Origin of the sequence: Weissella fangxianensis (assembly GCF_024718545.1) — a bacterium.
Classification (GTDB): domain Bacteria; phylum Bacillota; class Bacilli; order Lactobacillales; family Lactobacillaceae; genus Weissella; species Weissella fangxianensis.
Window position 1 is genome coordinate 1 of record NZ_JAMXDB010000024.1, and the last position, 26,500, is coordinate 26,500.

General features: G+C 40.2%; 18 protein-coding genes and 10 pseudogenes. 6 read left to right on the forward strand and 22 right to left on the reverse strand.

Annotated features, from left to right (window positions below):
* The first annotated feature begins 206 nt into the window (after nucleotides 1-206).
* The 3 genes and pseudogenes from NGR58_RS06880 to NGR58_RS06890 form a co-directional block, all read left to right on the forward strand.
* Entirely contained in the window at nucleotides 207-1,055 is an 849-nt protein-coding gene (locus tag NGR58_RS06880; protein WP_165207307.1) for an IS3 family transposase, read from the forward strand.
* A 296-nt stretch (nucleotides 1,056-1,351) separates the two neighbouring features.
* A complete protein-coding gene (locus NGR58_RS06885; RefSeq protein WP_258088855.1) occupies nucleotides 1,352-1,519 on the forward strand; it encodes a MerR family transcriptional regulator in 168 nt (55 codons plus the stop codon).
* Nucleotides 1,520-1,631: 112 nt separating this feature from the next.
* Nucleotides 1,632-2,037: pseudogene (locus tag NGR58_RS06890) on the forward strand (DDE-type integrase/transposase/recombinase); the annotation flags it as partial.
* Nucleotides 2,038-2,128: 91 nt separating this feature from the next.
* On the opposite strand, the gene NGR58_RS06895 reads toward NGR58_RS06890, so the two are convergent.
* Together NGR58_RS06895 and NGR58_RS06900 are read right to left on the reverse strand one after the other, a co-directional pair.
* Nucleotides 2,129-4,786: an MMPL family transporter gene (locus tag NGR58_RS06895; protein ID WP_258088856.1), complete on the reverse strand. Its 2,658-nt coding sequence runs from the start codon at nucleotides 4,784-4,786 to the stop codon at nucleotides 2,129-2,131.
* A 48-nt stretch (nucleotides 4,787-4,834) separates the two neighbouring features.
* Nucleotides 4,835-5,401, reverse strand: coding sequence for a TetR/AcrR family transcriptional regulator (locus NGR58_RS06900; RefSeq protein WP_014123534.1), 567 nt, complete (start codon nucleotides 5,399-5,401; stop codon nucleotides 4,835-4,837).
* A 226-nt stretch (nucleotides 5,402-5,627) separates the two neighbouring features.
* Here NGR58_RS06900 and NGR58_RS06905 point away from each other — a divergent pair.
* Nucleotides 5,628-6,324: pseudogene (locus NGR58_RS06905) on the forward strand (IS6 family transposase).
* 168 nt (nucleotides 6,325-6,492) lie between these two features.
* On the opposite strand, the gene NGR58_RS06910 reads toward NGR58_RS06905, so the two are convergent.
* On the reverse strand, nucleotides 6,493-7,074 hold the full coding sequence (locus tag NGR58_RS06910) for a recombinase family protein (RefSeq protein WP_258088857.1): 582 nt from the start codon (nucleotides 7,072-7,074) through the stop codon (nucleotides 6,493-6,495).
* Nucleotides 7,075-7,256: 182 nt separating this feature from the next.
* On the opposite strand from NGR58_RS06910, the gene NGR58_RS06915 reads away from it, so the two are divergent.
* Nucleotides 7,257-7,940, forward strand: a complete 684-nt coding sequence (locus NGR58_RS06915) for an IS6 family transposase (protein WP_258088858.1) — start codon at nucleotides 7,257-7,259, stop codon at nucleotides 7,938-7,940.
* Between the two features lie 427 nt (nucleotides 7,941-8,367).
* Here NGR58_RS06915 and NGR58_RS06920 read toward each other — a convergent pair whose 3' ends face one another.
* The 15 genes and pseudogenes from NGR58_RS06920 to NGR58_RS06990 all read right to left on the reverse strand — a co-directional run.
* The gene (locus NGR58_RS06920) at nucleotides 8,368-9,699 is read right to left on the reverse strand and encodes a dihydrolipoyl dehydrogenase family protein (protein WP_206213568.1); all 1,332 of its coding nucleotides are present in this window, start codon (nucleotides 9,697-9,699) and stop codon (nucleotides 8,368-8,370) included.
* A gap of 77 nt (nucleotides 9,700-9,776) precedes the next feature.
* Nucleotides 9,777-10,748 (reverse strand): ABC transporter ATP-binding protein, encoded by a 972-nt coding sequence (locus NGR58_RS06925; protein ID WP_258088859.1) that lies wholly within the window; start codon nucleotides 10,746-10,748, stop codon nucleotides 9,777-9,779.
* Nucleotides 10,749-12,275 carry an ABC transporter permease/substrate-binding protein gene (locus tag NGR58_RS06930; RefSeq protein WP_137600993.1) on the reverse strand — a complete coding sequence of 509 codons (1,527 nt, stop codon included), beginning with the start codon at nucleotides 12,273-12,275 and terminating at the stop codon, nucleotides 10,749-10,751.
* A 191-nt stretch (nucleotides 12,276-12,466) separates the two neighbouring features.
* Nucleotides 12,467-13,788: pseudogene (locus NGR58_RS06935) on the reverse strand (ISL3 family transposase).
* Nucleotides 13,789-13,947: 159 nt separating this feature from the next.
* The gene (merA, locus tag NGR58_RS06940; protein ID WP_258088860.1) at nucleotides 13,948-15,843 is read right to left on the reverse strand and encodes a mercury(II) reductase; all 1,896 of its coding nucleotides are present in this window, start codon (nucleotides 15,841-15,843) and stop codon (nucleotides 13,948-13,950) included.
* A gap of 28 nt (nucleotides 15,844-15,871) precedes the next feature.
* Complete coding sequence (gene merR, locus NGR58_RS06945; protein WP_115471603.1) at nucleotides 15,872-16,264, reverse strand: Hg(II)-responsive transcriptional regulator; 393 nt, start codon at nucleotides 16,262-16,264, stop codon at nucleotides 15,872-15,874.
* A 393-nt stretch (nucleotides 16,265-16,657) separates the two neighbouring features.
* On the reverse strand, nucleotides 16,658-16,900 hold the full coding sequence (locus tag NGR58_RS06950; RefSeq protein ID WP_075269746.1) for a transposase: 243 nt from the start codon (nucleotides 16,898-16,900) through the stop codon (nucleotides 16,658-16,660).
* A gap of 291 nt (nucleotides 16,901-17,191) precedes the next feature.
* Nucleotides 17,192-17,869, reverse strand: a pseudogene (locus NGR58_RS06955) (IS6 family transposase); the annotation flags it as partial.
* A gap of 177 nt (nucleotides 17,870-18,046) precedes the next feature.
* Nucleotides 18,047-18,493, reverse strand: a complete 447-nt coding sequence (gene lspA, locus NGR58_RS06960) for a signal peptidase II (protein ID WP_048729591.1) — start codon at nucleotides 18,491-18,493, stop codon at nucleotides 18,047-18,049.
* Nucleotides 18,494-18,591: 98 nt separating this feature from the next.
* Nucleotides 18,592-19,254 (reverse strand): CadD family cadmium resistance transporter, encoded by a 663-nt coding sequence (locus tag NGR58_RS06965; protein ID WP_075269747.1) that lies wholly within the window; start codon nucleotides 19,252-19,254, stop codon nucleotides 18,592-18,594.
* Between the two features lie 138 nt (nucleotides 19,255-19,392).
* A pseudogene (locus tag NGR58_RS06970) lies at nucleotides 19,393-19,554 on the reverse strand (DUF2933 domain-containing protein); the annotation flags it as partial.
* A gap of 20 nt (nucleotides 19,555-19,574) precedes the next feature.
* On the reverse strand, nucleotides 19,575-19,799 hold the full coding sequence (locus NGR58_RS06975) for a DUF2933 domain-containing protein (protein WP_002307648.1): 225 nt from the start codon (nucleotides 19,797-19,799) through the stop codon (nucleotides 19,575-19,577).
* A pseudogene (locus tag NGR58_RS06980) lies at nucleotides 19,783-19,986 on the reverse strand (prolipoprotein diacylglyceryl transferase family protein); the annotation flags it as partial. The gene NGR58_RS06975 and the pseudogene NGR58_RS06980, both read right to left, overlap by 17 nt.
* Nucleotides 19,970-20,418, reverse strand: a pseudogene (locus NGR58_RS06985) (transposase); the annotation flags it as partial. The pseudogenes NGR58_RS06985 and NGR58_RS06980, both read right to left, overlap by 17 nt.
* 62 nt (nucleotides 20,419-20,480) lie before the next feature.
* Nucleotides 20,481-21,003 (reverse strand): annotated as a pseudogene (locus NGR58_RS06990) (IS30 family transposase); the annotation flags it as partial.
* A 141-nt stretch (nucleotides 21,004-21,144) separates the two neighbouring features.
* On the opposite strand from NGR58_RS06990, the pseudogene NGR58_RS06995 reads away from it, so the two are divergent.
* Nucleotides 21,145-21,520: pseudogene (locus tag NGR58_RS06995) on the forward strand (hypothetical protein).
* Between the two features lie 153 nt (nucleotides 21,521-21,673).
* Here the strand turns inward: NGR58_RS06995 and NGR58_RS07000 are convergent.
* The 4 genes and pseudogenes from NGR58_RS07000 to NGR58_RS07015 form a co-directional block, all read right to left on the reverse strand.
* A complete protein-coding gene (locus NGR58_RS07000; RefSeq protein WP_115470859.1) occupies nucleotides 21,674-23,047 on the reverse strand; it encodes an MFS transporter in 1,374 nt (457 codons plus the stop codon).
* A 39-nt stretch (nucleotides 23,048-23,086) separates the two neighbouring features.
* Nucleotides 23,087-24,616 carry a multicopper oxidase family protein gene (locus tag NGR58_RS07005; protein ID WP_075269762.1) on the reverse strand — a complete coding sequence of 510 codons (1,530 nt, stop codon included), beginning with the start codon at nucleotides 24,614-24,616 and terminating at the stop codon, nucleotides 23,087-23,089.
* Nucleotides 24,617-24,806: 190 nt separating this feature from the next.
* A pseudogene (locus NGR58_RS07010) lies at nucleotides 24,807-25,457 on the reverse strand (polysaccharide pyruvyl transferase family protein); the annotation flags it as partial.
* Nucleotides 25,458-25,535: 78 nt separating this feature from the next.
* The gene (locus NGR58_RS07015) at nucleotides 25,536-25,784 is read right to left on the reverse strand and encodes a GlsB/YeaQ/YmgE family stress response membrane protein (RefSeq protein WP_258088861.1); all 249 of its coding nucleotides are present in this window, start codon (nucleotides 25,782-25,784) and stop codon (nucleotides 25,536-25,538) included.
* Nucleotides 25,785-26,500: the final 716 nt, after the last annotated feature.

The following is a 26,500-nucleotide window of genomic DNA, read 5'->3' on the forward strand; positions in this document are numbered from 1 at the left end:
CCTGATTTAATGCTTTCCATGGTTCAAATAAGTTATTAATCACGATTAATGATTTATTTGAGCTGTGGAAGGTAAACGCGGTTCTGAATGTCTCTTAAAACCTGTCTCAAATATTGACTTCAATCCACTTTAATGGACAAATACTCACGTGAACAGATAAAAAAATCCAACCGACGATGAGTTTAGCGGAGCGCGCCGTCGTCGATATGTCTGAAAATGCGAAATATTCTCAAACCAAGTTGCTTGCGGTCATGAATGTGCCCTCAAGCACTTTTTATTCGCACAAAGCTCCAAAATCGCCCACAGAACACGATTTACAAGACGCTCTGATAATCGAGAAAATTCAAGAAATCGTTGACGCGCACGAGTTCAATAATTCCTACGGAATTAAGCGTATGGTGCAGGAATTGGCCGATCAATATGACATACATACCGGTGAACACCGTGTTCATCGCTTGATGCAGAAGATTGAATATAGGTCTGTTATCACTCAGTCTTATAAAGGAAATCGCGGCCGTCCAGTTGTTGAACGCGACAATCTGGTTAAAGACATTATCATTGAACGACCATACCAAGTTCTCACAACCGATGTAACTTACCTGGTGATGCCAGATAAGCAGAAACTCTATAAAGCCAGCGTTCTAGACTGGTTTACCGGTGATGTCATTGGTGCCGTCGTTGGCTATGATATGACATCTGATTTAACTAAACGAGCACTTCAAACAGCTATGCGTCAAATTCCTAAATCGATTCTCAACGCCGAAACATCAATCATTTTGCACTCGGATAACGGTTCCCACTTCATCAGTGAGGAATACGAAGATACCGTCTCATTTTATGGCCTCATGCACTCATTCAGCTCACCGGGGCATCCCGAGCACAACACAATCATCGAAAACTATCACTCATTTTTCAAATCAGAATTCTTCAACCCACGTCGCTTAAGTTGGTCAATCAATGCGATTATTGCAGGAGCGCACCGCTATGACTACTGGTGGAACACCACCAGAATATCTACGAAGACCCGTCCGGCAGCTATACCACTTGCTGCTTAACATAATGCCGGTTATCGGCACTAGCCGGTACGACGCCGTTTATAAGCCGTCACTTGTGAATTTCAAAAATTCGCCTTGTGAAGGCTTATTTGTTGCACGATACAACTTGTGAAATCCGGCTGGTTCACAATCTATACCACCTGTTTTCTCTCACCGGTAGGGCTCGGCCCTATTCCACCTACAAAAACACCCAGAAATCACGCCGTTTTAAGCTGAAATCCGGGTTTTGAAAAATTTTCGGAGTGCGGTACCTCTCGGTGCCAAAAAAGCCTGTCCATAATCTTGACATCAGCGCCGTGTTCGAAGACGACCCGACTACCATTCCAGCCCGTAAAGACATTCTAGGCGAAGCAATTAATACGATTAACGAAAAGGTAAAAGAAATTGTTGATGCCCGTGATTATTTACAGTGGAAAATTGACAACTATGATTCTCACATGATTGAATCCGAAAATAAATTATAGAAAACAAACGAGGTCCGGGCGATGATTGCCTGGACCTCGTTTATTCTTTTTGATTAAACTTTCGGGGTAGCTCCGGCCCCTCGCGGGGCTATCTAAAAACCACTCCAAGGTATTGACATTATTCCCCTGGTTACGAAAGAAACGGGATACGCAAGCAGCCTATGCTTTCTTAAAACGACTCCATAAACAGTTTGGTGAGCCGAAAGTAATTGTGACCGATAAAGCACCTTCTCTTGGCTCCGCCTTTAGAAAGTTACAGAGTGTGGGTTTATATACTAAGACAGAGCACCGAACTGTGAAGTATCTTAACAATTTAATAGAACAAGGCTATCGACCTATTAAACGACGAAATAAATTTTATCAAAGTCTCCGTACAGCCTCTTCCACGATTAAGGGCATGGAGACCATTCGAGGAATATATAAAAAGAACCGAAGAAATGGAACGCTCTTCGGCTTTTCGGTGTCTACTGTTTTCGGTGTCTACTGAAATCAAGGTATTAATGGGAATAACAGCCTAAGATATTTGGAGTTCAGAGAGGGCGCGTTTGATTTTCAAACTTCGCAACAGAACCAAAAGCCGTAACCCCAAATTGAGTTACGACTTTATGATTAATTTTTTCTTGGATAAGTTAAACGAATTAAACTACTATTCATTGCTGGAATTAAGAAGACTAGTATAACCAGACCACTAATTACCCCAACAGCAACTTGTGTCAAGGTCAGAACTCCTGCTGGAATTAAGGCAGCAAATGTTCCCCCTAGGATAATTGCAGCTGAAATTACCACCGTTCCAATAATTCCTGCTGATTTAACAATTCGATCTCCAGCATCCTCGTTACCAAATTCACGGTACTTCATCATCAAGAAGATACTGTAATCTACTCCAAGGGCAACCAACATTACAAAGGTGAAGAAAGGTACATTCCATCCTAATAGATTTTCCCCAAGGAATGTACTACTAATAAAGCGTGTAATTCCTAGTCCACCTACGTATGCTAGTAGCAATGAAGCAATGATATAGAATGGTTGTAAGATAGAGCGCGTTACTAACATCAATGCAAGTGTAATGCCAACTAACATAATTACTGCACTACGTAAGAAATCTTGATTAGCAATACTTGATGTATCAGAAGTTTCAGAAGTCTGACCGCCAATCGAAACGGAAGCTTTCTTCAATGAGGTTCCCTTGATATTGTTGTTAATCATCGTTTGCAGAATTTCAACTTTTTTAATCGACTTAGCAGTTAATGGATCTGAATCTAAGACCACCGTGATCTTAGCGGCCTTTTTATTTGAAGATAAGTAGACATCTTCTGAATCTTTAAATGTATCACTTTCTAACACTGCTTTAGGCACAAATAATGTGTTAGATGCAGATGAATCTTGAAGTTCTTTCAAGTAATTATTGGATTCAGATAGCCCGTCATTTAGTTTACCAACGCTGCCACCAGCGGTTGCCATTTTTTGTTGTTGTCCCTTAAGTTCATTTCCAAGAGTTTGAGCATCATTACCGATTGCTTGGGTATAAGTGGCAATTGCTTGAAGGCGAGTTTGCATTGAACTTACTGAAGCCATTTCTTGGCTAGCTGCTCCAGAAAGAATCGTCATTTGTGTTTGTGATAATGGTTGACCAGCCGCTGCCATCTTTTGTTGTAAGGCCGTCATCAATTGTTGACCACTTACAGAGCTACCACTAGTTGATTGGATACTCTTCAACTCTTGCCCAATTAAGGTCGCTTTAGCACCGATATCTTCAAGTTGACTAGCATCAAAATCTCCACCAGTTAAACCTTTTTGAAGTTCTTTTAAGCCCGCTTGAGCCTTGCTTGTTTGGGAAGTCAACATCTTCAATTGATCATTAACATAAAGCTGATCTAACTTATCGCCATCTGGTTGAGTAACTGATGCAACCGTCTTGATTCCATCAATACCTTTAATTTGGTTGGTTAAGTTATCAATAACTCTTAAATCACTTTCATTATCAAGCTTGTGACTGCTCTTGATATAGATGGTAGTAGGTTCCGCTGTTCCTTTGCTAAAGTGCTTTTGCACCGTCTTAAATCCTTGCTTAGCAGAATAATTAGCTGGTAGTTCAACGACTGTATCATAATTAAGTTTATTGTTATAAGTTAACAGCATTGGAATTGCTAAAATTACGATGATGCCTAAAGCAATCAATGGATTTTTAGCTGAGTGTCCTGAAAGCCAATCCCACAACTTACTGTGATTTGATTCTTTTGAATTATGACTAGGCCAGAATACCTTATTCCCGAGTAGTGACATAAAGAAGGGGTTAACGGTCAATAATGCTAGTAGTAAAATAGCAACCCCAATTCCAACCCCCGTTGCCGAACGGTAAATGGAAAACTTAGCCAATGCTAAAGTCAAGAATCCTAATAGAACGGTACTTCCTGAATAAAGAATCGTTTTCCCTGCCACCTTAAGTGAATGCTTCGTGGCAGTTTCTTTATCCATTCCCTCAATCAAATCATTCTTGAATTGGTTATAGAGTAAGATATTGTAATCCGTCCCGATTCCAAACATAACAACGACCATGAAAACTTGGGTAAAGTTTGAAATCGTAAATCCTGTATATTTAGCTAAATTCATCACTGCTGATAAAGCGACGATGAAAGATAGTCCAACAGTTCCTAAAGAAATTAAAGGAACAATTGGGGAGCGGAAGACTAGAATTAGCACAATCAAAATGAAGACGATGGCAATAACTTCAGTCTTTTTAAGACCCTCTTCAATGGCTACCGAGAAATCATCATTTAAGATATCACTACCAGTTACGTAAGTTTTCACTCCGCTCGTCTTAACGTCTTTAACCAGCTTTTGATTCATCTTCCGCACTGAATCCCGCTTACCTACATCTAGTTGCACTATCTGGGTTGATTTATCTTTTGAAATTAATTGCTTCTTAGTTGTCTCACTATCGTTAGGAGCAGTAACTCCTTTAATATCATACTTAGATTTATTATCTTTGATTTTATCAATAGTGTCATTAATACGATCTTTTTGCTTATGGGTTAAGGCTTGGTCACCATTATTAAAGACCAAAACGACCTGGCGCGTATTGCTAATTTTGTGGCCCCAATCTTTTTGGATGGTTTTAGCAACTTGGCTTTTAGTCGTATCCGGAATTTTGGTTTGACCTTTTTCAGCTACTAAGCTAGAAATATTAGGTAACATTACGATTCCTAAAATCAAAACGATAATCCAAGTCACAAACTTGGCAATGTTTTGTTTGATATACTTACTCATACTCTTCTCTCCTATCTATAATTAATCAATTCACTCTTCTCTTAATGCTTATTTCCCTAGTAACTCATCAACATATTCCATCGCTTCTCTCTTAGACAATGGATGATTTTCGATGAAAATCCACTTAAGTACCAACAAAATCGTATTACTATAATGCTTTGCTACTAATTCTAGTGGTACTTTCGAAGTTTGATTTTTTAGATCTTGCTTTAAAATCGTAATAGCCTCGTTTTTAAAGTACTCATAAATGCTGCTCACAATCGAACTATTATTAGCATTATGCTTTGCTAATTGAGTTAATAGTTCCCGATGCTGATCCATGGCCTCAAAGATTTGACCCAATATATATTCTTGAAGATTTTCGTCAGCAACGTCATGATACTGCTCAATATTGCTTTCTTCTTTGAATAATAACCAACAATAATTCAATAAATCTTTTTTATCTTCAAAATAGTTATAGAAAGTTGCCCGCGGAAAATTACTAATCTTACAAATTTCATTAATGCTAATATCGTCATACGATTTTTCCGCTAGTAGCTTATACATCGCATCCGAAAATGCTCTTAAAGTTCTTTGCGCTCCTTTGGTTGATTTTTTCGTCAAATCATATTTCATTTATTCCCTCCAAAAATGTTTTTCTCGATAAACTATTCTATCTCCACATATTTATTTTTACAACAGTTTAAATTTAGACATGTGTAAAAATGCGTTTTCATACAAAAAAAGTTACGATAAAATTAATTATCGTAACTCTGCCTTGGTATCATTGGTTCTGTTGCAAAGTTTTCCCAAAAATCTATTTTAGTGTAAAAGTGAGAAAAGAGACAGAGAGGACAGAGTAATGAATCATTTTAAAGGCAAACAATTCAAAAAAGACGTCATTATTGTCGCTGTTAGTTACTACCTGCGTTACAATCTAAGCTATCGTGAAGTTCAGGAATTGTTATATGATCGTGGAATAAATGTTTATCATACTACGATTTATCGTTGGGTGCAAGAGTACAGCAAAGTCCTCTATTATCTTTGGAAGAAGAAAAATAGACAATCCTTCTATTCATGGAAAATGGACGAAACCTATATCAAAATTAAGGGACGTTGGCATTATCTTTATCGTGCAATTGATGCGGACGGCTTAACCTTAGATATCTGGTTACGAAAGAAACGGGATACGCAAGCAGCCTATGCTTTCTTAAAACGACTCCATAAACAGTTTGGTGAGCCGAAAGTAATTGTGACCGATAAAGCACCTTCTCTTGGCTCCGCCTTTAGAAAGTTACAGAGTGTGGGTTTATATACTAAGACAGAGCACCGAACTGTGAAGTATCTTAACAATTTAATAGAACAAGACTATCGACCTATTAAACGACGAAATAAATTTTATCAAAGCCTCCGTACAGCCTCTTCCACGATTAAGGGCATGGAGACCATTCGAGGAATATATAAAAAGAACCGAAGAAATGGAACGCTCTTCGGCTTTTCGGTGTCTACTGTTTTCGGTGTCTACTGAAATCAAGGTATTAATGGGAATAACAGCCTAAGATATTTGGAGTTCAGAGAGGGCGCGTTTGATTTTCAAACTTCGCAACAGAACCACACTTTACTATACACGGTAAAAATCAAACTATTAGGGACATCACACGATTATTAAAAATCAGTCAAAATAGGAAATAATTTAAAATATCCTTTTTCATGATCTTTCACCTGTCTTAGATTTTAGAAGTATCACTTGGTTTCTGAATTAACTTAAACCGTCGCTGCTGCGTGCGTTTACTAATCCCCGTCTTTCGTTCAATCATCTTGTAGGTCATGCCTTGTTTTCGCAGCTCATAAGCAAATCTGATTTGTTCATCAGAATACATTTTCGGTCGCCCTTCCCGAAACAACGGATCATGTTGCTTGGCATACAATTTACCTTCTTGTGTGCGCGTGACAATCATATCGCGTTCAAACTGCGCAAAGGCGCTAAATATTGTAAAGACTAATTGGCCAGTCGGCGTATTGTCAATTAAGTCCATATTCAAAATGTTGACTTTGACATTTTCTTTAAACAACTCTTGGATAATGTCTAATGCCTCGCGCGTGTTCCGCGCAAACCGATCCAGCTTAGTGACAATCAAAGTATCACCTGTTTTTAGAGCGCGCAACAGTTTTTGAAACTCCGGTCGTTCAGTAGTTGTGCCGGTAAACTTTTCCTGAAAGATTTTTTCTGCTCCTGCCAATTTTAGTAACTCAATTTGATTTGCTAATTTTTGATCAGTGGTACTGACCCGCGCATAGCCATATTTCATCTTTTTGTCTCCTTGCTTATGTCATTAAGTAATGACACGGTTCTAACCCTTTAATTATACAGTATCAAAAAAGAGGCCATAACTGTTAAGTTATGGCCTCTTTTTAATATGGTTTTGGTGCAAATTTTCCTCGCTGACTTGATTTTAGTATACTGGGTGCCAAGAAACGAGGAATTGCGCGCATGAATCACTTTAAGGGACGCCACTTTCAAAAGGACATCATCTTAGTAGCCGTTGGCTACTATTTCAGATTCAGTCTCAGCTATCGTGACATCGTTGAATTGCTTCGGGATCGGGGTATCACTGTTCATCACACCACGGTCATGCGTTGGGTTCATCACTATGGCCCCATCTTTAAGGCTCTATGGCGTCGGCATCGAACAGCTCACGCTAAAAGTTGGCGAATCGATGAGACCTATATTCGAGTTAAAGGCCGTTGGGCCTATTTGTATCGCGCTATTGACAGTAACGGTTTGACCATGGATTTTGAGCTACGAAAACACCGCGATTATACCGCATCCTATCACTTTTTGAAGCGTCTCTTGACGACCAATGGTCGGCCTGATCGATTAGTCACTGATCAATATCGGGCAACACTGAAAGCAGTGAAGCACCTGATAAAGCAAGACTATTTTAGCAAATCAGCCCACCAATGTTCCAAATATCGAAATAATTTGATTGAACAGGACCACCGATTCATTAAACGTCATCGTGTCCGCTCAGCAAGATTTCAAAGCATTCGAACCGCTAGTGCAACGTTGAGCGGTGTGGAAATTGTTCACGCAATACGCAAAAGAACGCGACGAGAGTTAAGTCTCATCGGGTTCTCAGTCGTGGACGAATTAGAAGCATCGTTAGCTGCATAACCTTCAACATAGGATCAATAGCTGGTTAGATGGTCATCTCTCACACTGTTTACACCAGATCCATTTAGATTACTCTTTATTGAATCTTGGCCTATATATGAATCATACTGCGAAAAACCTTCTCTAATAAAAGATCATAATTAGTTGTAAGAATCATTTGGGGCGTAACTCCTTGTAGCGCTTTTATTTCAGGGTTATTCCAAAGACTATCGCTGTTCAATTGTGCATCATGTTTCTCTATGATTTTGCTAATTGAGTATTTTAAAAAAATATCTTTATTCTCTGTTTCAGAGAATAAATAACCAGGATACTCTTTTTTGTGTTCGACGAATTGTCAAACTAAGTGCAACGGTTTGTCAAAAAATACTTCATATGGGGTTTCATAGTTTAACACTTTGCGAGGACGTTGATTTAATTCAACCACACATTAATACAAATATTGTAAGTCACTAGCCGGCGTTGGGTAAGCCAATACCAACCGTTGTAAATCTGGTAAAGTCACGTGTTTTTCAATTAACAACGTGAAGTAGTTAATCATCTCGTCGGCAACATCACTTAGAAGGGTAGCACCCACAACCTGCCCACTCGCTTTAGCAACCACTACTTTAGCTTGGGCTTGTTGTGCGCCAAAGCGGTAATAAGTGAACCACTTCGTCATATCAAGTGTATTGACACGATACTCATCTGGATGCTCAGTCGCCGCGGCCGCGCTGATCCCCACTTGCGCTAACTTGGGCGCTGCAAAAACCTGCGTTGGCACAACGGGATACTTTATGGCTGCGCTGGGATGCGTCAACTCACCGACCAGATAACGCGCTTCAAAACCTGCAACTGGCGTTAACTTCGGTACCGGTGTATCGCTGACATCCCCAATGGCATAAATGTGCGGGTTGGCCGTCTGCAAATGATCGTTGACTTGAATCCCATGCCGATCAAAGGTAACGCCCACGTTGGCTAGACCTAACTGGTCCGCGTTCGGAATCCGTCCCGCTGAGCTGATGACCAGATCCGTTGTCAGCTCGAAATTATCAGCTGTCAATTGTAGACCGGTCGCCGTTTTAGTAATTGCTTGGACATCCGTATTCAAGTCAAACGTGATTCCATCAGCCGTCATTGCGGCCATCAAATCCTTAACCAAATCTGCATCAAAAGCTTTTAACGGGCGGTCATTATGATGAATCACGTGCACATCAGCGCCAGCGGCATTCGCAATCGTCGCCAATTCAAATCCTACGTAGCCACCACCTACGAATGTCACGCGTTTAGGCATCTGGTCCAAATCTAAGAAGTCAGTGCTCGTCTTAAAGTATTCGTTCCCGGTAATCGGTAGAACCGCCGGACGCTGACCAGTGGCAATCACGTAATCAGTCGCACTGACTACTCGATCCCCGACCGCTAACTGATTGTCGGATTGAAAGTGCGCTTGACCATGTAACGTCGCAATATCTTGCCCCTTTAGTCCATTCAACGTCCCATCGTTGATGCCATCCGTATAGCCTCGTTTATGCGCCATCAGTGCTGGCCAATCAATTTTGGGCGCACCAATCAGGCCCTGCCCTTGTAAATGTTGCGCTGCTTGTCGCGCTTCGACGGCACTTAATAGGATTTTCTTAGGGTCACAACCGCGGTTAGGACAAGTGCCGCCCCACAGATCCGCTTCAACGATCAACACTATCTTGCCCTGAGCCTTTAATCCGCTAGCCATGGCATTGCCGGCTGGTCCGCCACCAATCACAACAACATCGTACTGTTCCGCCATTCGAAATTCCTCCTTAAATTCATTAGCGACCATCAATTATCACAACCTAGTGTAACTGATTCATCCTTAATTGACGATTAAGATACTTCTTCATGTTGACTCAAGTAAGCCACGATTCGTTGGCTATCCAAATAGCCAACAACCCGATTTTCTTCCGTGACCGCCACATAATCGTGATCTGTCAATGCCGTAAAGGCGGTGCGTAACGTGGCTTGAACGTCTAACGATTGAATCCGACCACTCGCAACACTGGGTTTTTCTGTGAAATAACCCTGAATAAGCCCTACACGCCCAACGTAGACATCATAGACATTTTTAGCTCGGCTCGCGCCAAAGAAGTTCCGCACAAAGTCGTTCACTGGATGCTGAGCCAGAGCAGCCGGCGTATCGACTTGTATTAACTGACCGTGTTGCATGACACCGATCCGGTCACCCAACTTCAACGCCTCATTCATATCATGCGTCACGAAGACGATCGTGTTGTGATAGCGGGCGTGTAGCCGTAAGACCAAGTCTTGCAATTGTTGCCGCGAGATGGGGTCTAACGCACTAAATGGCTCATCCATCAAAACAATATCTGGTTGCGCCGCAATCGCCCGTAAGATACCGATGCGTTGCTGCTCACCACCGGATAATTCTGACGGCATTCGGTCGCGGTATTCCTTTGGATCGAGGCCAACTTCCGCCAATAGCTCATCAATCGTTTGATTAATTTTCTTCTTAGCTGTCCCTTTCATTTCTGGAATCACGGCGATATTTTGCGCCACCGTCATCGTTGGGAACAAGGCAATTTGCTGTAAGACATACCCCATTTGCCACCGTAGACTTCGGACTGGTATCGTGGTTGTATCAGTACCATTAACTAGGATTTTACCAGCCGTCAATGGCTCTAAGCAGTTGATCATTTTAAGTGACGTCGTTTTGCCACTCCCAGAAGTCCCTACCAAAACAAATAGCTCACCCTGGTCAATCGTTAAATTAAGGTCGGGAATCACGGTCTGCCCATTAAAGTCTTTCTGGACGTGTTGAAATTCAATTGACGTTGTCATTTAACGTCCCTCCTTCAATAAACTGTGCTTCACAAGATAGCGATGTGCAACCGTCGAAGCGGACTGCTTCTTAACATTGACTTCATAGTTCATTTCTTGCATATCAGTTTCTGAAATCTTTCCTGCTAACTTATTCAACGCTTTAACGACCTTAGGATGTTTGTTGGCAAAGCTCGTCTTCATCAACGGTGCCCCTTGATACGTTGGGAAGAAGTGCTTGTTATCCTTCAATAAGGCCAAGTGATACTGCCGTAATTCACTATCCGTCGCATAGGCATCTACCAAGTTGATTTTCCCCTTACTGATAGCTTCATAGCGTAGCGCCGGCTCCATCGACTTTGCAGTCACGTCTAACCCATATGTCTTCTTGATTCCTTTTAAGCCATCATTACGATCAATAAACTCTAGGGTCATTCCGGGTTTCAGAATCGATTCAACTTGCGTTAAGTCGCTGATTGTCTTCAAATGATGTTCTTGTTGAAATTTCTTAGTCACTGCCAATGCGTACGTATTGTTATACTGCATCGGCTTCAAGTAAGTCATTTGTTCCTGTTTAGCGAGGCGCTGTTTGGCGAGCTGATAGGTCTGGTTAGCTGTTTGACCAGCTGGGTTATTTCCCTTAACTAAGGTCTCCAGCACCGAGCCAGTAAATTCAGGATAAATATCAACCTGATTATTCTTTAACGCGCTGAATAAGAACGTGGTCTTGCCAAAGTTAGGCTTGAGCGTCACATGAACATGCTCATCTTCAGCTTCAATCAGCTGCTTATACATATTAATCAAGATTTCTGGTTCAGAACCGAGTTTACCTGCAATCGTAATTGTTTCAACTCGATTGGCATAAACACTATAAGCCCCGCCACCACCTAGTAAAGCTAAAATACCGACAAAGACAATTAAGGCGTGGCGTGGTTTAGCCGTTTGAAACCACCGAACGAGCGCACTCAGCAGAATTGCTAACAATGCTGATGAGATAGCCCCAATCAATAATAACGAGGTATCATTACGGTCAATACCGAGCATGATAAAGGTCCCGAGACCCCCAGCACCAATCAAAGCGGCCAAAGTAGCCGTCCCAATAATTAAGACGAGCGCGGTCCGAATCCCAGCAATGATCTGTGGTAGGGCAATGGGTAGTTCAACTTTAAACAACTTACGCATTCGTGACATCCCAAAGGCATCGGCGGCCTCTTCAATTGAGGCGTCAATTTCTGAGATACCCAAATAAGTATTTTGAAAAATTGGCAGTAAAGCATAGATCACCAGCGCAATTACTGCTGGCACCGTTCCAATCCCAACTAACGGAATCAATAACCCTAACAGTGCCAAAGACGGAATCGTCTGTAAGACACTCGTGAGCTGTAATAATCCCTCGGCCCACCGTGGTCGTCGAACGACCCAAATAGCCAACGGAATCGCAATTACCATTGCGATGACTAATGATGCTAATGAAATCCCCAGGTGTTGCCATAGCGCAGTCAGCAAATCCCCGCGTCGATCTATAAACGTCTGTATTAATGTCTGCATGCTAACCTCCAGTGCTCACCTTTATTGCTTAATAACTTCTTAATTATCCATGTATTTAATCGTAGCATAATGCGCCAAAAATCATAGTAATACGCACCGGCAATTCACTAAATTTTGTAACTATTGTAGTTTCACGTTAAAATTATTCATTAATTTAAAATGGGTATTCGGATTTTATGGTGGAAAAGGGCTTATAAATCACCCTTCTCCAAATTCTTAATAAGTGTGGAAAAATCGACACCAAAGTTGTCTGTAATGTCGTGATCATTCACTTCATACCAATTGAAAGTATCGTATAACATAGCTTTATTGAAAGCACTTGAATTAAATCGTGGCTTACGCTTTTTATGGAGCTTCTCATTGAAAAGGATTTTGGCTCGTAAGGCATCAAACGAGTAACCTCTACCCATTCGCTCTACCTGCCTAATAATGCTGTTAATTGACTCCGTATAAGCATTAGTGAGCCTTTTATCAAAGTAGTTGAATATTTCGACATGCCAGTTGTCTACGGCTCTCACGAGGTCTTTATATGCGTCTTTAGAGTTGCTGGACATACAACGGTGTCTCCATTGACTATAACGAAGATGACCTTCATCTGGATCAGGAGTATCCCATATCCAGTAAAACTCTTCTTTGAGTTCATAGGCTTCTTTTAAAGCAGGAAGATTACCTAACCAAGTATCTAAGAGGAATGATTCACGTTCATTTAAATCGTGTTTACGCTTTAGAAGGATAAACCTTTCACGCATAAGGGTACGTCTTTCTTTTTGGCTCATATGGACTTTCAAAGACTTCCTGACGTTATCTAAGGCTTGATTAGCCATTCTAACTACATGAAACTTATCTACGACAACTTTAGCGTGTGGAAGGATAGGGTTCACTGCGTCTTTGTAGGGCTTCCACATATCCATTGTGACGTACTCAATGTAAGTCCTGTCACTGATTTCTGAAAGACGTTGGATGACTGTTTCCTTGTTACGGTTAGGCTTGATGTCATAAATAGTCCTGCGTTCAATATTAGTCAATACAAGCCGAGGTCTACGGATAATATGTATCTCGTCTATCCCAAGCCACTTAGAAGTTTCAAACTGGTATTCACGTTCTTTGAGTGCCACATAGTCCTTAAAAACGTTCCTAATGGTTTTCTCGTCAACACCAACGCTTTCTGCGACTTCTACAAAGGTCTTAGACATGGATTGCTCTTGAATGGACTTTAAAAGCCTTTTGGTCATACTACGCTTTTCATCTACAGATATTAGGCGTTCCAGAAGGTAGATCCGCATTCACGACACTTGTATCGTCTACGGTTCAATTGTAAGCCCACTCGCTTTAAACGAATGGGCAAATCCATAATTAGTTGATTTCTTGAACTGTGTTTGTACAACTTGTCAAAACCACATTCAGGACAACGTTCAGGTGGTCCGACTGCTTCAACTTTAAACATCATATCGGTTTCATTTTCTTGTGGCGGCTCTATTGTTTTAATGTCTGGTAGGGATAATAAGTCTGACATATTATTCATCCTTTATTACTCTGCGGTGTTAAGGTATCAATTATAGATTTGATGTCGAAATCATCAGTGTTAAATTATTTTTGTGACCACAAATGCACTTAGAAAATCCCTTAAAGCATTAGCTGGTTCACTTGAATAGGGAGTTGTAAAAAAGTTCCCTTAGCCTGCACAGCAAGATAATTTCGAAACATCTTTATCAAAAGTTAGGACAGCCAGCTTCAATCCTTCTGCCATTGTTAGATATGGAGCCATCGTTTCTCTCAGATCTCCAACAGTTAAACCGAATTTCACAGCTAATGTTGCTGCATAAATTACGTCTCCTGCGTTTTCTGCCACTACATGCGCCCCTAACACTTTCAATGTTTTCGCGTCTGCCACTAATTTGAAAACACCTGTTGTTTCCCGATTAACGAGCGCTCTTGGAACAGCATCCAACGGCAATACCGATGTTTTCACTTCATATCCTTTTTCTTTTGCCTGTTGCTCCGTTAAACCAACCGTTGCAATCGATGGAGAAGTAAACGTAACGCCTGGAACCACTTCTAAATTGACCTTTTGATTTAGTCCTCCGATTGCATTACGAGCAGCAAGTCCACCTTCATAAGCAGCTACATAAACAAATTGGGGACCGAGAGTGACATCTCCAGCTGAATAAATTCGGGAATTGGTCGTTTTAAGATAATCATCAATGACAATTTCACCACGGGAACCAACTTCAACGCCTGCTGCATGTAAGTTTAATGATTCTGTATTTGGTTTTCTTCCAGTGGCAATTAGCAATTGTTCTGCTTCAATAATTCGCTTTTTACCATTTATCTCAACATGAACTTTTTTAATGTCTCCATCTTGCTCAACTCGTTCATAGGTTGCACCTGTTACTAAATTAATTCCCTGTTCTGTTAAGGCCTTAGTAATGGCTTCTGAAATTTCAGGATCGTATTCTTTTAATAGACGCTCGCTTCTTTGAATCAAAGTGACTTCTGACCCGAGGTTATGAAATAGTTGTCCTAATTCCATGCCGATATATCCTGAACCAATTACGGTAAGACGATTTGGAACCTTCTTTAATTCCAATAAGCTAGTGCTTGTTAAATAATCTACTTCATCTAATCCGGGAATATTAGGTGCAGTTGAAGAAGCACCTGTAGCTATTAAAAATCTTTTGGCTGTGATTTGATTGCCATTTACTTCAACTGTATTTTCGTTTACGAATTTTGCTTCACCTTTTATTAATTCAAAACCATAATCATCAATTAAATTCACATATTTTTCATTTCGCATCTCGGTTACTAAATCATTCTTTTGTTTTACTAATAGCGCTAAATCAACATTTGAAGCCGAAGTGTGTAATCCCACAAATGGATTATTTTTTGCTAGATGATTGATTTCCCCTGCTCTTAATAAGGTCTTAGAAGGAACGCATCCGACATTAACGCAAGTTCCACCCACCGTTCCACGCTCAATCATAGCCACTTTTGCGTTCAAAGTAACGGCTTCAATGGCAGATGAAAAGGCAGCTCCACCAGAACCGATGATGATGTAATCATAATCATAGTTACCTTCATCATTTAAACTTACATCTGTCCTTTTTTCCGATTGCACTTGTATTTCTTCTGCTTCGCCCGGTTGATATTGTGCGTCAGTAATCGCTGTTTTCGCGATATCAATGTCTACATCACACGGTAGTTCAAACAGTGCTTCTCCGCGACGAAAGTCTACTTCAATCCCTTTTGCACCTGCATTTTCAAGAGCAACCGCAATATGTTCTTCACAACCAGTGCAGGTCATTCCTTCAACGTTTAGCCGATATTTTTTCAATAAATTCGTCTTTTGTTCCGATTGAAATTCTTCTGCTTCGCCCGGGTGATAGTTTGCGTCAGCAATCGCCTTTATTGCACTTTCAACCTCAATATCATCGGGCAGTTCAAATACTGCTTCACCACGACGATAACTAGACTCAATATTTTTAGCACCTATCTTTTCAAGTGCTGATTCTACGTGTTTTTCACAACCCGTACAAGTCATTCCTGAAATGTTTACCTTAAATTTATTCATAAAAAAGCTCCTTTCGTTAATTAATCTCTCATGTTAATGTTTCTATTATTGGACACGAATGTAATTGCTTTTCATCTGGACATCGTTGTTTTAAGTCGTCTAACATAGTTTCAATTCGTTTTAAATCCTCTATTTGTTTTTGCACTTCCTTTTGTTTTTTAGAAACAAATTCGAACATATCTTGACAACGAACTTCATCTTTATCTACAACACCAAGTAATTTATAAATCTCGCTTAAAGAAAAACCAAGTTCCTGTATTCGTTTAATAAACCCAACACGCTTAACGTCATCATATGAATATATCCGATAACCAGCTTCCGTTCGGTGAGGTTCTTGTAATAAATTTTTTCGCTCGTAATATCTGATCGTTTCTTTATTAACTCCACATTTATCTGCAAACTCACTAATGTGATAAATCATCTTATTTCACCCCATGAATATTATAAACCATGTACCATAGTACACGTTCAAGTAAATTGGACTATTTTATTTTTTTCCCAAAGTATCACTCGTATGTGATTGATACTTTTATATAATACTATTGATTATCCTAACATCCCACCAGAAAATCCGATTTAAACACCAGTTGTTTTTAAACTATTAAGAAAGTAATTCCACTATATATTCCGAAGACCCTTTAAAATGAGGCTGGCTAGTTTTTACAAAGCTATTAGATGAACCACTCAATGGATTATCATTACCGCTAAGGAGGCCCCAACAATGGCTACGCGCTTGTGCTAAAAATTGGTTAACTAGCGGTAATCCCACATTACGGACTATTTTTTGGCTAGTAAGATGGCCGCTCAATGCCTGTCAGGCTATGCGTGATAAAATTTCGTTTTCTTCCTCCAAAATAGCGAGACGCTTTTCTAATTGCTTGACATCCTTTAACGTCTTTGACCGACCCTGAATCATGACTGGGGTAGCTTGCTTGACCCAAATAGCAATAGAATCTTTTGAAGGTCCAGATTCCTCTGCCAATGATTTAAGCGAACGTCCTTCTTGGTGAAGTTTAACCAGTGAATCTTTAAAATCTTGTGAATAACGAATTGACATAAAAATACTCCTATACTTTCATTTTACGGACTGAATAAAAATAGTCCATTTTTTTAGTATAAGAGCAAACAGACGGGTTTACTCATTACGACAATCAATATGATGAAATTGACAAAAATAGGAACTTGAACTACTCAAAATGAATAAAAAAACAAGAAGCACTCGAAAAATCTCATGATTTCCAAGTGCTCCTTGTTTTTTGGAGAGCGTAACTAGGTAACTTATGTCACGACTGGTTCTGTTGCAAAGTTTTAGATAAAGAATAAAATCCCTTACGGTATCTATGATTTCAGCTGGAATTCCCAATATTACCTTGATTTCAGTACAGACCGAAAACCCGAAGAGAGTGCCTTCTTTTCGGGTTTTCTTATATAATCCTCGAATGGCTTCCATGCCTTTAATCGTGGTAGAGGCAGTGCGTAAACTTCGATAGAATTTATTGCGTCTCTTTACTGGACGGTGGTCTTGTTCAATCAAATTATTCAGGTATTTAATGGTATGATGTTCTGTCCCTTGATAAAAGCCGTATTCTTTTATTTTCTTAAAGGCACTTGTAATAGAGGGGGCTTTATCTGTAACTACAACCTTCGGTTCATCAAACTGCTTCACTAACCGCTTAAGAAAAGCATAGGCTGCTTGTGTGTCCCGTTTTTTACGTAACCAAATATCCAAGGTTAAACCATCTGCATCGATGGCTCGATACAAATAATGCCATTTTCCTTTAATTTTGATGTACGTTTCATCCATTTTCCATGAATAAAAGGATTTTTTATTTTTCTTTTTCCAAATTTGATAGAGTAGTTTTCCATATTCTTGCACCCAACGATAAATCGTCGTATGAGAAACGTTAATGCCACGATCATATAAGATTTCTTGAACTTCACGATAGCTAAGGTTATAACGAAGATAGTAGCCCACTGCTACAATAATCACATCCTGCTGAAATTGCTTTCCTTTAAAATGATTCATCGTCATTCCTCCTGCTATCTTTTTCTATTATTCTACCTTATTTGATAGTAGATTTAAAACTTTGCAACAGAACCATAATAACCATGCTATTTCTTTTTTGTTGTTATTTCCTATCAACAATCGTCATACATAGCTGGTTATTCGTGGGATTGAAATTTGCAAAAAACAAAAAAATCTTTAAGTTTGATTATCCTCTAATTTTGACTCTTTATAAGTACTAATAAGAAATAAGATAGCTCCACTAACTAAAAATACATCCGCAGTATTAAAAATTGGATAATTAATAAATGTAACTTCGAACATATCTGTTACTTCCCCAAAAATTAAACGGTCTATAACATTTCCCATTGCACCTCCGATAAAAAAGCCAAAGGCTATACGCGTTAGCTTATCAGTTACTTTACGAGAATAAATAAGACCAACGACTATAACAATAATGGCAATGCTAATTAAGAATATTTTTTGTCCTGAAAAAATTCCCCAAGCAGCACCTGCATTTCGATGAGATGTTAATTGGAAAAAACCATTGATAATGGGAATGGATTGCCCGTAGTCCATAAAATTTCTAACTAAATATTTAACAAACTGATCAATACTTAGTGTAAGAATAATGATCCAATACAAAGTCGTCACCTCAAAGTTTATTTTCTATAAAGATTTATACTCATTACTTTAAAAGGAAAGGGGATATAACAATAAAATTTTTGAACTATTACGGTTAATTAGGAATTTAAATTTACGAAGTCAGACCACAGGTTAGAAAATATATTATTTTCTGCCATGATATAAAATCCTAATCCTATAAACACAATTGGAATAACCCATCGGCCGTATTTCTCAAGTGTTTCAGAAACATATCTAAATCTTGCTAGACGATAGCCGATTAAACACCAAACCGCAACCATTATAAAGAAAGTAACAACTGTAATGACCAGTTGGTTGTTATTTAAAGTAGAAAAGAATGGAACATAAATTCCAATATTGTCTCCACCATTGGCAAATGTGATAAATGCTACACTTAAATAGAACTTATTAAATTTATTAAAACTAGAAAGAATAGCACCTTCATCTTCATCTTCACCCTTTATAAACAGTTTAACTCCTAAATAGATCGGGATTAGTCCTAATAAACCCACCCATTGATCAGGAATGAGTGTTACTCCAAATGTAGCTAAAAGACTGATTAAAACTAAAAGTGCAAAACCAAGATATTGACCAATGACTATATCTTTAGGATAAATACGATTTCCCTTCACCGTTCGTCCATTACTTGCTTTAGCTTGTGAACTTGCCTGAGAGAACAGCAACATCAAGACAAAAATGTCATCGATATTGGTTACTATAAAAGACCCTAAAGCAGAGAGAATGGTTAAAATTAAATTCATAAAAAAAATCCTTTTTAAATTGCTCCATAAACGAAATAATAGATATTTAGTTATGTTAGTTTGTTACACATTCTATTATTCTACCTTATTTGATAGTAGATTTAAAACTTTGCAACAGAACCTCACGACTCCTTTAACTTATTTTAACCTTGACTTCAAATAGCTTAGTTCACTACTTAAGATATCATTTTGCTCTTTTAAATTTTCAAGATCCTGTTTCAATTGTTCGTCATCTTTTTCATTATGCGATCCTGAGTGCATACCCCTCATCATAAATATCATCATTATCGGACATAATAAAAGTAATAATCACTGCATTGTCATCGCTCCTTAACTAAGTTCTTTAGAGTAGCAACTTCTTCCTTTAATTGCTCAGTTTGGATTTTTAAACTTGCTATATCATTTTCGGAACCAGTGTGTTTTGAATGATCTTCTCCATGCATATGATGATGCCCAGCATGTCCGTGCCCTTTATGCATAAACATCATTGAGATAGGGCAAATTAGTAGTAATAGTAGTGGTAAGAGATTAAGTAATGCTTCCATGTGAATCTTCCTCCTTAGATTTTTTGAGATAGATGTAAGTTAATATAGAGCCAATTAATAGGACTATGGACAGGACTTGAGCCATTCACAAGTTTGCTGTTAGCATTAAACTGTCGGTCCGTAATCCTTCAATCCAGAATCTCCCGACGGAATATAGTGAAACATAAATTAAAATTATTTTCCCAAATCAACTTAATTTTTTCTTTGAGCTGATTATCAACACGTTCGTGTTGACTAGGTTGATATCTTTTCCAATGGTAATAGGTGCTGCGCGGTAATTTCAGTGCCGAAAGAATAATTGATAAGCGGTGTCGCAATAACTGATCTTCTATGAAGACAAAGCAATTAATTCGTCCTAATGCTTTCCCAGTAACACCGCCGCAGCTTTTAAAATTTCAAGTTCCTCCTTTAATCGCTGATTTTCCTTTTGAAGTTGTTTGAATTCTTTGGACGTTACTTCAGTACCGTCTTCTAGCTCAACTGATTTAGCGCCTTTAACCCAGTTATGAATTGCGGCTGGAGAAACACCGTATTCCTCGGAAAGCGAGCGAATAGATCTTTTCTATTCACGATGCATCTTCACAATGCTGGCTTTAAAATCATCTTGATATCGTTTCATTGGAATGCTCCTATCTTGTTTTATTAATTATGGCACAACTGTTCAGAAATTTATGTACCAAATACTAGGATAGGAGCACTATGCCCACGAGGACCAACGACTGTATCTAGTTCAAAATCGCCGATGCGATTACGTTGATTAATCATCATGGGACGCTGTTCAATTAATCGCCCCAAAGATTGATTATATTTGGATCGTTGGTCAACGTTACGCCGTTGGCGTACGCCATGTTCAGGTAGATCATTCAAGGAGAAACCAATTCTCCCCTGATTTAGCCAATTATAAATAGATTTAGTAGCTAGTTTAAATTCGTGTGCAATCACTCCTGGTGACCAGCTTAGACGTAAATGGGTGAGAATTTTTTTGCTTTAACTCATCGCTCAGCTTAGTTTTCCGACCACATCGTGATCGCTTGTATTCGGCATCTGTTTGTGCTAATTCAGACTGATAAGGTTGACATCGAGATAATTCATAAGAAATTTTTGACGGTGATCGGTTCAGCCGAACGCCCATTTGGATATTGGACAGCCCTAGTTCACAAAAGGTTTCGATTTTAATTCGTTCGGAATAGGTTATACTAGACAAAAGACCATCTCCTAAAAGATGGGTTTGTGGTAAACACCATTTTAAAGGAAGCTGATCTTTTTTGTCCGAACAGCGTTCGGATTAATTTTACAATCTACCATAACTGCTATACTAAAAGTGAAAAGAAGAGGAGTGATCATTTTGAAATTGTATCAAAGCCTTACCCAAGTCCAAATCAACGAACAATTCGCTGGTCAAGCAACCAACTACAAGCTTTCCACGACCCTTGATAAGCCGCTGAACTACGATCCAACGATTCTCTATTAGTATTTGGATACCGTCCTGAAACCGGGCAGTCGCCACGACGAAAACAACTTGCGCTACGTGACTGATCCGGGCTATATCGGCGAAAACTTTAATTACCAAGGCGTCCCGTTTACTTCGCATTACTTCGCGCATGACCGAATTCGACGAGAAGATGGCCTTCGCACGCAAACTGGTGGCCAACCTTAATCGTCATTTATCTGTCAACGTCAAACCGGAAGATGAAACTATCGAACTGGTCTTTGTTGACTAAAGCAACCGTGTTACCCTCCTTTCCTAGTCGCGATGCTTCTCTCCTGATCATTTGCGGCTAAGTACCCAGTCAAGCATGCTTAGTTGCAACAAAAATGACCGTCTACTTTTTGGTAGGCGGTCATTTTTGTAGATGTAAAGCACGAATCCGCAGCTATACCGCTTTCTTCGCGACTTCCTTTGGTAACGTCAACGCCAACAGCAAGCCAATCAGGCCCACGCCAGCAAACACAGCGAAGGTAACAGCAAAACCGCCAGCATGACTTCGCAGCGTGGTTTGCATGCCATCCAACAACACTGTGGCGAACATGACACCGGCAGAACCGAATAACTGACGAGCCGTCGTTGTAACCGCAGTGCCGTCTGCCACGAGCTCATTCGGCAAAGCATTCGCGCCAGCCGTCACTGAAGGCATCATCACAAAGGCATTGCCGGCTTCAGTCGCCATCGCCAACATAATTGCCCAAATCAGCGGTAAATGATGGGCAAAGACTGCTAACAGACCAAAGCCGCCAGTAATCAACAACATGCCAATCATGGCCACGACACGCGGTCCAAAGCGATCCAGTAGGCGCCCACTAATTGGATTCAAAATACTCAGCAACACCGCAGCTGGCACTAAGGACAAGCCAGAAATCAACGGTGACAAACCAAGTAGCGTTTGAAAGTAAAGCGGCATCAGGATAGTGGTGACAATCAAACCGACGTATGAAATTCCGGTCAGAAACATCGCTTTAGTAAACATACCAGTGGCAAAAACTCGCATTTGCAACATTGGTGGTTGGCGATTCAATTGCCGAACAACGAAAATACCAGCTGCCAGAACGCCTAAAATCAACAAACCAACCACGCCAACAGTTAAGCCTTTTTTCGACAAAGCACCCAAGGCATAAAGTAGAATTGGAAAACTTGCGGATAAAAGGAAGGACACCCAGTCCAGTTGCGTCGGTTGCAATGGCATGACAGACGCAATGGTCACCGTTGAAACGGCCAGCACAAGCAGCGAAACGACCAAGAAGAACAAGAATAAAGTCTGCCAAGGGAACCATGTCAGCAAAACACCGGAAATAATCGGACCGACTGCCAAGGCTGAGCCCATGACCAATCCCGCCGTGCCCATCACCCGACCACGCTCCCTATGCGGCGTAATCGTCAGCAACACGGTCTGGAAACTCGGGAAAATAATCCCGACCGCAATCGCTTCAAGCAACCGGCCAATCATGAGCACGGTAAAACTCGGTGCCCAGATACATAAGCCTGTCCCAATGGCAAAAATGAGTTCAATCGCTTGGAAAAGCCGTTGGAAAGTAACATTATGCAACAGCCATGGGCTAACCGGAATCATCAAGGTCATCACCAACATAAAGCCGGTTGTCAGCCAAGCAACTGTATCCGCTCCTAAACCAAAAGCTTTCATAAAAGCAGGATAAGCGGTGCTTAAAGAAGACTGAGAAATTGACATCGAAAAGGTGCCTGTCAGTAACGTGGCGACAAAAGCCCCGCGATGTTTGATCGTTGGAGAGTGCATATTAAAACCATCTTTTTCTATATTAGTATTGTGGGACGTTTACATTTTCATTCCCATTTTTTCATAAGACTGCATACCGCCCATCCAAATCTCAGATGGTTTGACGCCACGTTCTTTAGCCAAGGCCATCATTAACGTATCCATATCCATCAATTTATATTCTTGCTTTGGCTTGGCTGGATCGAATGTTTCAATCTGTGCCATCATTCCGCCATCTTCGTGCTCAATGATATGGCAGTGATACATATAAACCCCTGGCAAATCAAAGCGAACCAGCAGCCGAACCGTTTCACCAGGATTCACGCCAACGGTATCTTTGAAACCATGTTCATTTGGATACGGCGCATGCCCATTCCGCGACAAGACTAAGAATTGGGTTCCATGCACATGGAATGGATGAACCATTCCAGGCGCATCATTGCTATTGGTAACATCCCAGTACTGGGATTTGCCAATTGGTTGCGTGGCATCAATCCGCTGCATGGCAAACTTTTTTCCATCAATCGCAACACCTTCGTCCATCCCCTGCATCACAACGTGGCGAACTGGCAAAGCCGGGTCAACCACTGGTGCCTTCACATCGAACAACTTATCAGGCAAGGTAGTCTGATCCGGTTTGAACGCATGAATGCGGAACTTTAGCAATGGCACATCATCCGTATATAAGGTGACCTCGTCGCCTTCATGGTATTGGCCAAAATCAACAATCACTTCGGCACGCTCAGCACAAGTCAGCATCAAATGGGTAAATTTGACCGGCTCCGGTAACAGTGAGCCATCCCCGCCAATTTGCGTAAATGGTAGGTCATCGGAAAAATGCAACCGCCATTCACGGCGATTAGAACCATCCAGAAAACGCAACCGGACCTTTTGCGTGGTGACATCAAAATAGGGATTGATTGTACCGTTAATCATTGCAGTTGGCCCAGCAACACCGTCAGGATCATAATCAGCCCGGTAGTCCCACTGGTTGTTCTCATGAAAACGCCGGTCTTGCAAAATGACCGGAATATCGTCAACGCCATAGTTCCTTGGCAATGGCAGGCTGACTTCATGGTCGTCTTTGACAATCACCATGGCAGCCAAACCATGCCAGACCTGCTCGGCTGTGGATGGGCACGGATGCGCGTGCAGCCACAAAGTCGTCGCCGGTTGTTCCAATGTGAAGTCGATATGCTTACTTTCACCCGGATAAACCGGCGCATGGCATCCGCCATCAACATAAGGGCCACTGACATTAGCCCCATGCCAATGAAAAGTGGTCAACTCAGGCAGGGTGTTTTTCAGTGTCACATGCGTATGTTGACCACGGCGATACACAATCGTCTGACCTAACAGACTGGTATTATAGCCCCACGTCTTGGTCTTCGCCCCAGGTAACAGTTGCGTTTCCCCAGCCTCTGCTGTCACCGTGTAATAAACGTCGGTCGCCGTCTCTTTATCCGGTTTCAACAACGGCGGCACATTTAAGGGCTTCTCAGGCGCATCACTGACCTCAAGCGGCACGTAGCCGCCATCGTGGAGATCAAACGCTGGCTCATCAAAGAAATAGTTCATATAGGTTTTCATCGTGATTTCCCCCTCTGACAAGAATTTTAACACTTTTTAGAGTTGCCATAAACATAATTTAGAATTAATCTAAAGTAGTATCGAAAAATGGTATAGGTCTTATCCATACACTTGAGGAGGATTTTCATGCAACAAATGTTATCAAAAAGTTGACTTTTTCCTACCGATTATGTGCAATTAAATCATGTAACTATTTAAAATCAGGGATAAGATCATAAGCATGAGTTTTGACTTCCATGACCGCGTTTATTTGTTGTTTAATCCTCTCGTTATCTTCCTTATCGGTATAACTAACCCAGTTGATATGCTCTAGCCAATCAAGGTAAGCGTGCTTTCCTTTTCCATAACTATTTCCAAATAATAAGCAAGGTGTTCCTGTTAGAACGGAAAATACCATTGCATGCCAGCGATCTGTAATAATTATTTCTTGGTGCGAGAATAGTTCTAGTTCTGAATCAAATAATGCCTCCCGAGTAATAGGTGTTATCTTTTGTGGTTCGTCTAGAACGGTATCAACTCTTTTTATAGGGCGTTCATTTCCTAAAATATCTTTTATATTGTCAATCGTATTGTCAATCGTACTTTTTTTAACAACTTTTTCTGAATCATGCCGTAAAACGAATAAAGCCCCATTTCGATTGAAATTCCAGTTAACAGGTTTCATATATAAAACCATGTCAGGTGTAAAAATGACTGGGTTATCAAACGTTGATTGCATACGATGAAAACTTTGAGCATCACGTGCCACTAACACGAGATTAGGATTTTTCCGGTAAGCCTCTTGACTCTTTTGTTTTTCAATCTCACCATCTTCATTGTTTTCAAAATGTATTGATTGAGGTGATCAAAAATATTTTCTTCATCATTAGATTTAGGATCATCCTTTTTATTTTGCTATGATCAAAATTCCCCTTTTATTTCAATGTTTGATTCGAGTTGTGATCCAAGAAACAATATTCACTAGAATAACTGCTCCTATGATAGAAGGCACTAATGCCATGCCAGCAAGACTAGGCCCCCAGTTACCTAACAAACTTTCGCCTAACCATGAGCCAATTAATCCAGCAAGTATATTGCTAATCCAACCCATAGCAGCACCTCGACTAGTAAGCACTCCGACTACTGCTCCAATTATTGCACCGACTATTAAGGTCCAAATAATTCCCATTTTCTATTCTCCTTTTTGCTTTTAAAATATTCTAGTTATATCACTTATTAGATAATATAGTTTAATAATGCTTACAAAAATTAATACAGGATATTTTCAAAGTTTTTAATGCTCTTATACTAAAAAAATGAAATTAGAAGTGACAGTGAAAGTAGATGACCTGTGTGAAACTCTGGTGTTGAACCAACGTGAATTTGCTAGTTTAATCCACAATTGTACGCGTTGAAAATGGCTCTATAAACGCATCAACAAGCATACTTTCCGAGATAGTCCAAGCTACTCATTAACGCTTAACCGTTCAATCTATTCCTGCGTTTTAAGGCTCATTATATCGTTAATAAAAACAGTCCCATTATCTAGCAATTTGATAATGGAGCTGTTTTAATATATCTGTAAGGGGTTATTTAAAAATGAACCCTATTAGAAGGTTATCCTCTAGTCATGAACAATTGTTTGCATTTAGAATCTCGCGTCAGTGATCATATAATCGATCAACCGTCACACCAAAATAATCTGTGGGATGCTCATAGCTCTTACTCTTTAACCTTTCAATCGCAGTCGGTTTAAATTCATTTTTTTCCACCCCGGTTCTGAACTGAACCCCGTAAGTTGGAGTAATTTCCAAAACTTACGGGGTTTTACTATGTTTTCAAAAGAAGTACAAATTGAAGCTGTCACAATGTATCTACAAGGTATTCCGCCTTATAAAATACGGA

What these genes read in the sequence shown, in the direction of transcription:
- merR (WP_115471603.1), bottom strand. Translation starts at nt 16,264, where the DNA reads ATGATTTATCACATTAGTGAGTTTGCAGATAAATGTGGAGTTAATAAA.
- NGR58_RS06910 (WP_258088857.1), bottom strand. Translation starts at nt 7,074, where the DNA reads ATGAAATATGGCTATGCGCGGGTCAGTACCACTGATCAAAAATTAGCA.
- NGR58_RS06930 (WP_137600993.1), bottom strand. Translation starts at nt 12,275, where the DNA reads ATGCAGACATTAATACAGACGTTTATAGATCGACGCGGGGATTTGCTG.
- NGR58_RS06915 (WP_258088858.1), top strand. Translation starts at nt 7,257, where the DNA reads ATGAATCACTTTAAGGGACGCCACTTTCAAAAGGACATCATCTTAGTA.
- NGR58_RS06880 (WP_165207307.1), top strand. Translation starts at nt 207, where the DNA reads ATGTCTGAAAATGCGAAATATTCTCAAACCAAGTTGCTTGCGGTCATG.
- NGR58_RS06975 (WP_002307648.1), bottom strand. Translation starts at nt 19,799, where the DNA reads ATGGAAGCATTACTTAATCTCTTACCACTACTATTACTACTAATTTGC.
- NGR58_RS06895 (WP_258088856.1), bottom strand. Translation starts at nt 4,786, where the DNA reads ATGAGTAAGTATATCAAACAAAACATTGCCAAGTTTGTGACTTGGATT.
- NGR58_RS06950 (WP_075269746.1), bottom strand. Translation starts at nt 16,900, where the DNA reads ATGTCAATTCGTTATTCACAAGATTTTAAAGATTCACTGGTTAAACTT.
- NGR58_RS06900 (WP_014123534.1), bottom strand. Translation starts at nt 5,401, where the DNA reads ATGAAATATGATTTGACGAAAAAATCAACCAAAGGAGCGCAAAGAACT.
- NGR58_RS06965 (WP_075269747.1), bottom strand. Translation starts at nt 19,254, where the DNA reads ATGAATTTAATTTTAACCATTCTCTCTGCTTTAGGGTCTTTTATAGTA.
- NGR58_RS07015 (WP_258088861.1), bottom strand. Translation starts at nt 25,784, where the DNA reads ATGGGAATTATTTGGACCTTAATAGTCGGTGCAATAATTGGAGCAGTA.
- NGR58_RS06920 (WP_206213568.1), bottom strand. Translation starts at nt 9,699, where the DNA reads ATGGCGGAACAGTACGATGTTGTTGTGATTGGTGGCGGACCAGCCGGC.
- NGR58_RS07000 (WP_115470859.1), bottom strand. Translation starts at nt 23,047, where the DNA reads ATGCACTCTCCAACGATCAAACATCGCGGGGCTTTTGTCGCCACGTTA.
- NGR58_RS07005 (WP_075269762.1), bottom strand. Translation starts at nt 24,616, where the DNA reads ATGAAAACCTATATGAACTATTTCTTTGATGAGCCAGCGTTTGATCTC.
- NGR58_RS06925 (WP_258088859.1), bottom strand. Translation starts at nt 10,748, where the DNA reads ATGACAACGTCAATTGAATTTCAACACGTCCAGAAAGACTTTAATGGG.
- merA (WP_258088860.1), bottom strand. Translation starts at nt 15,843, where the DNA reads ATGAATAAATTTAAGGTAAACATTTCAGGAATGACTTGTACGGGTTGT.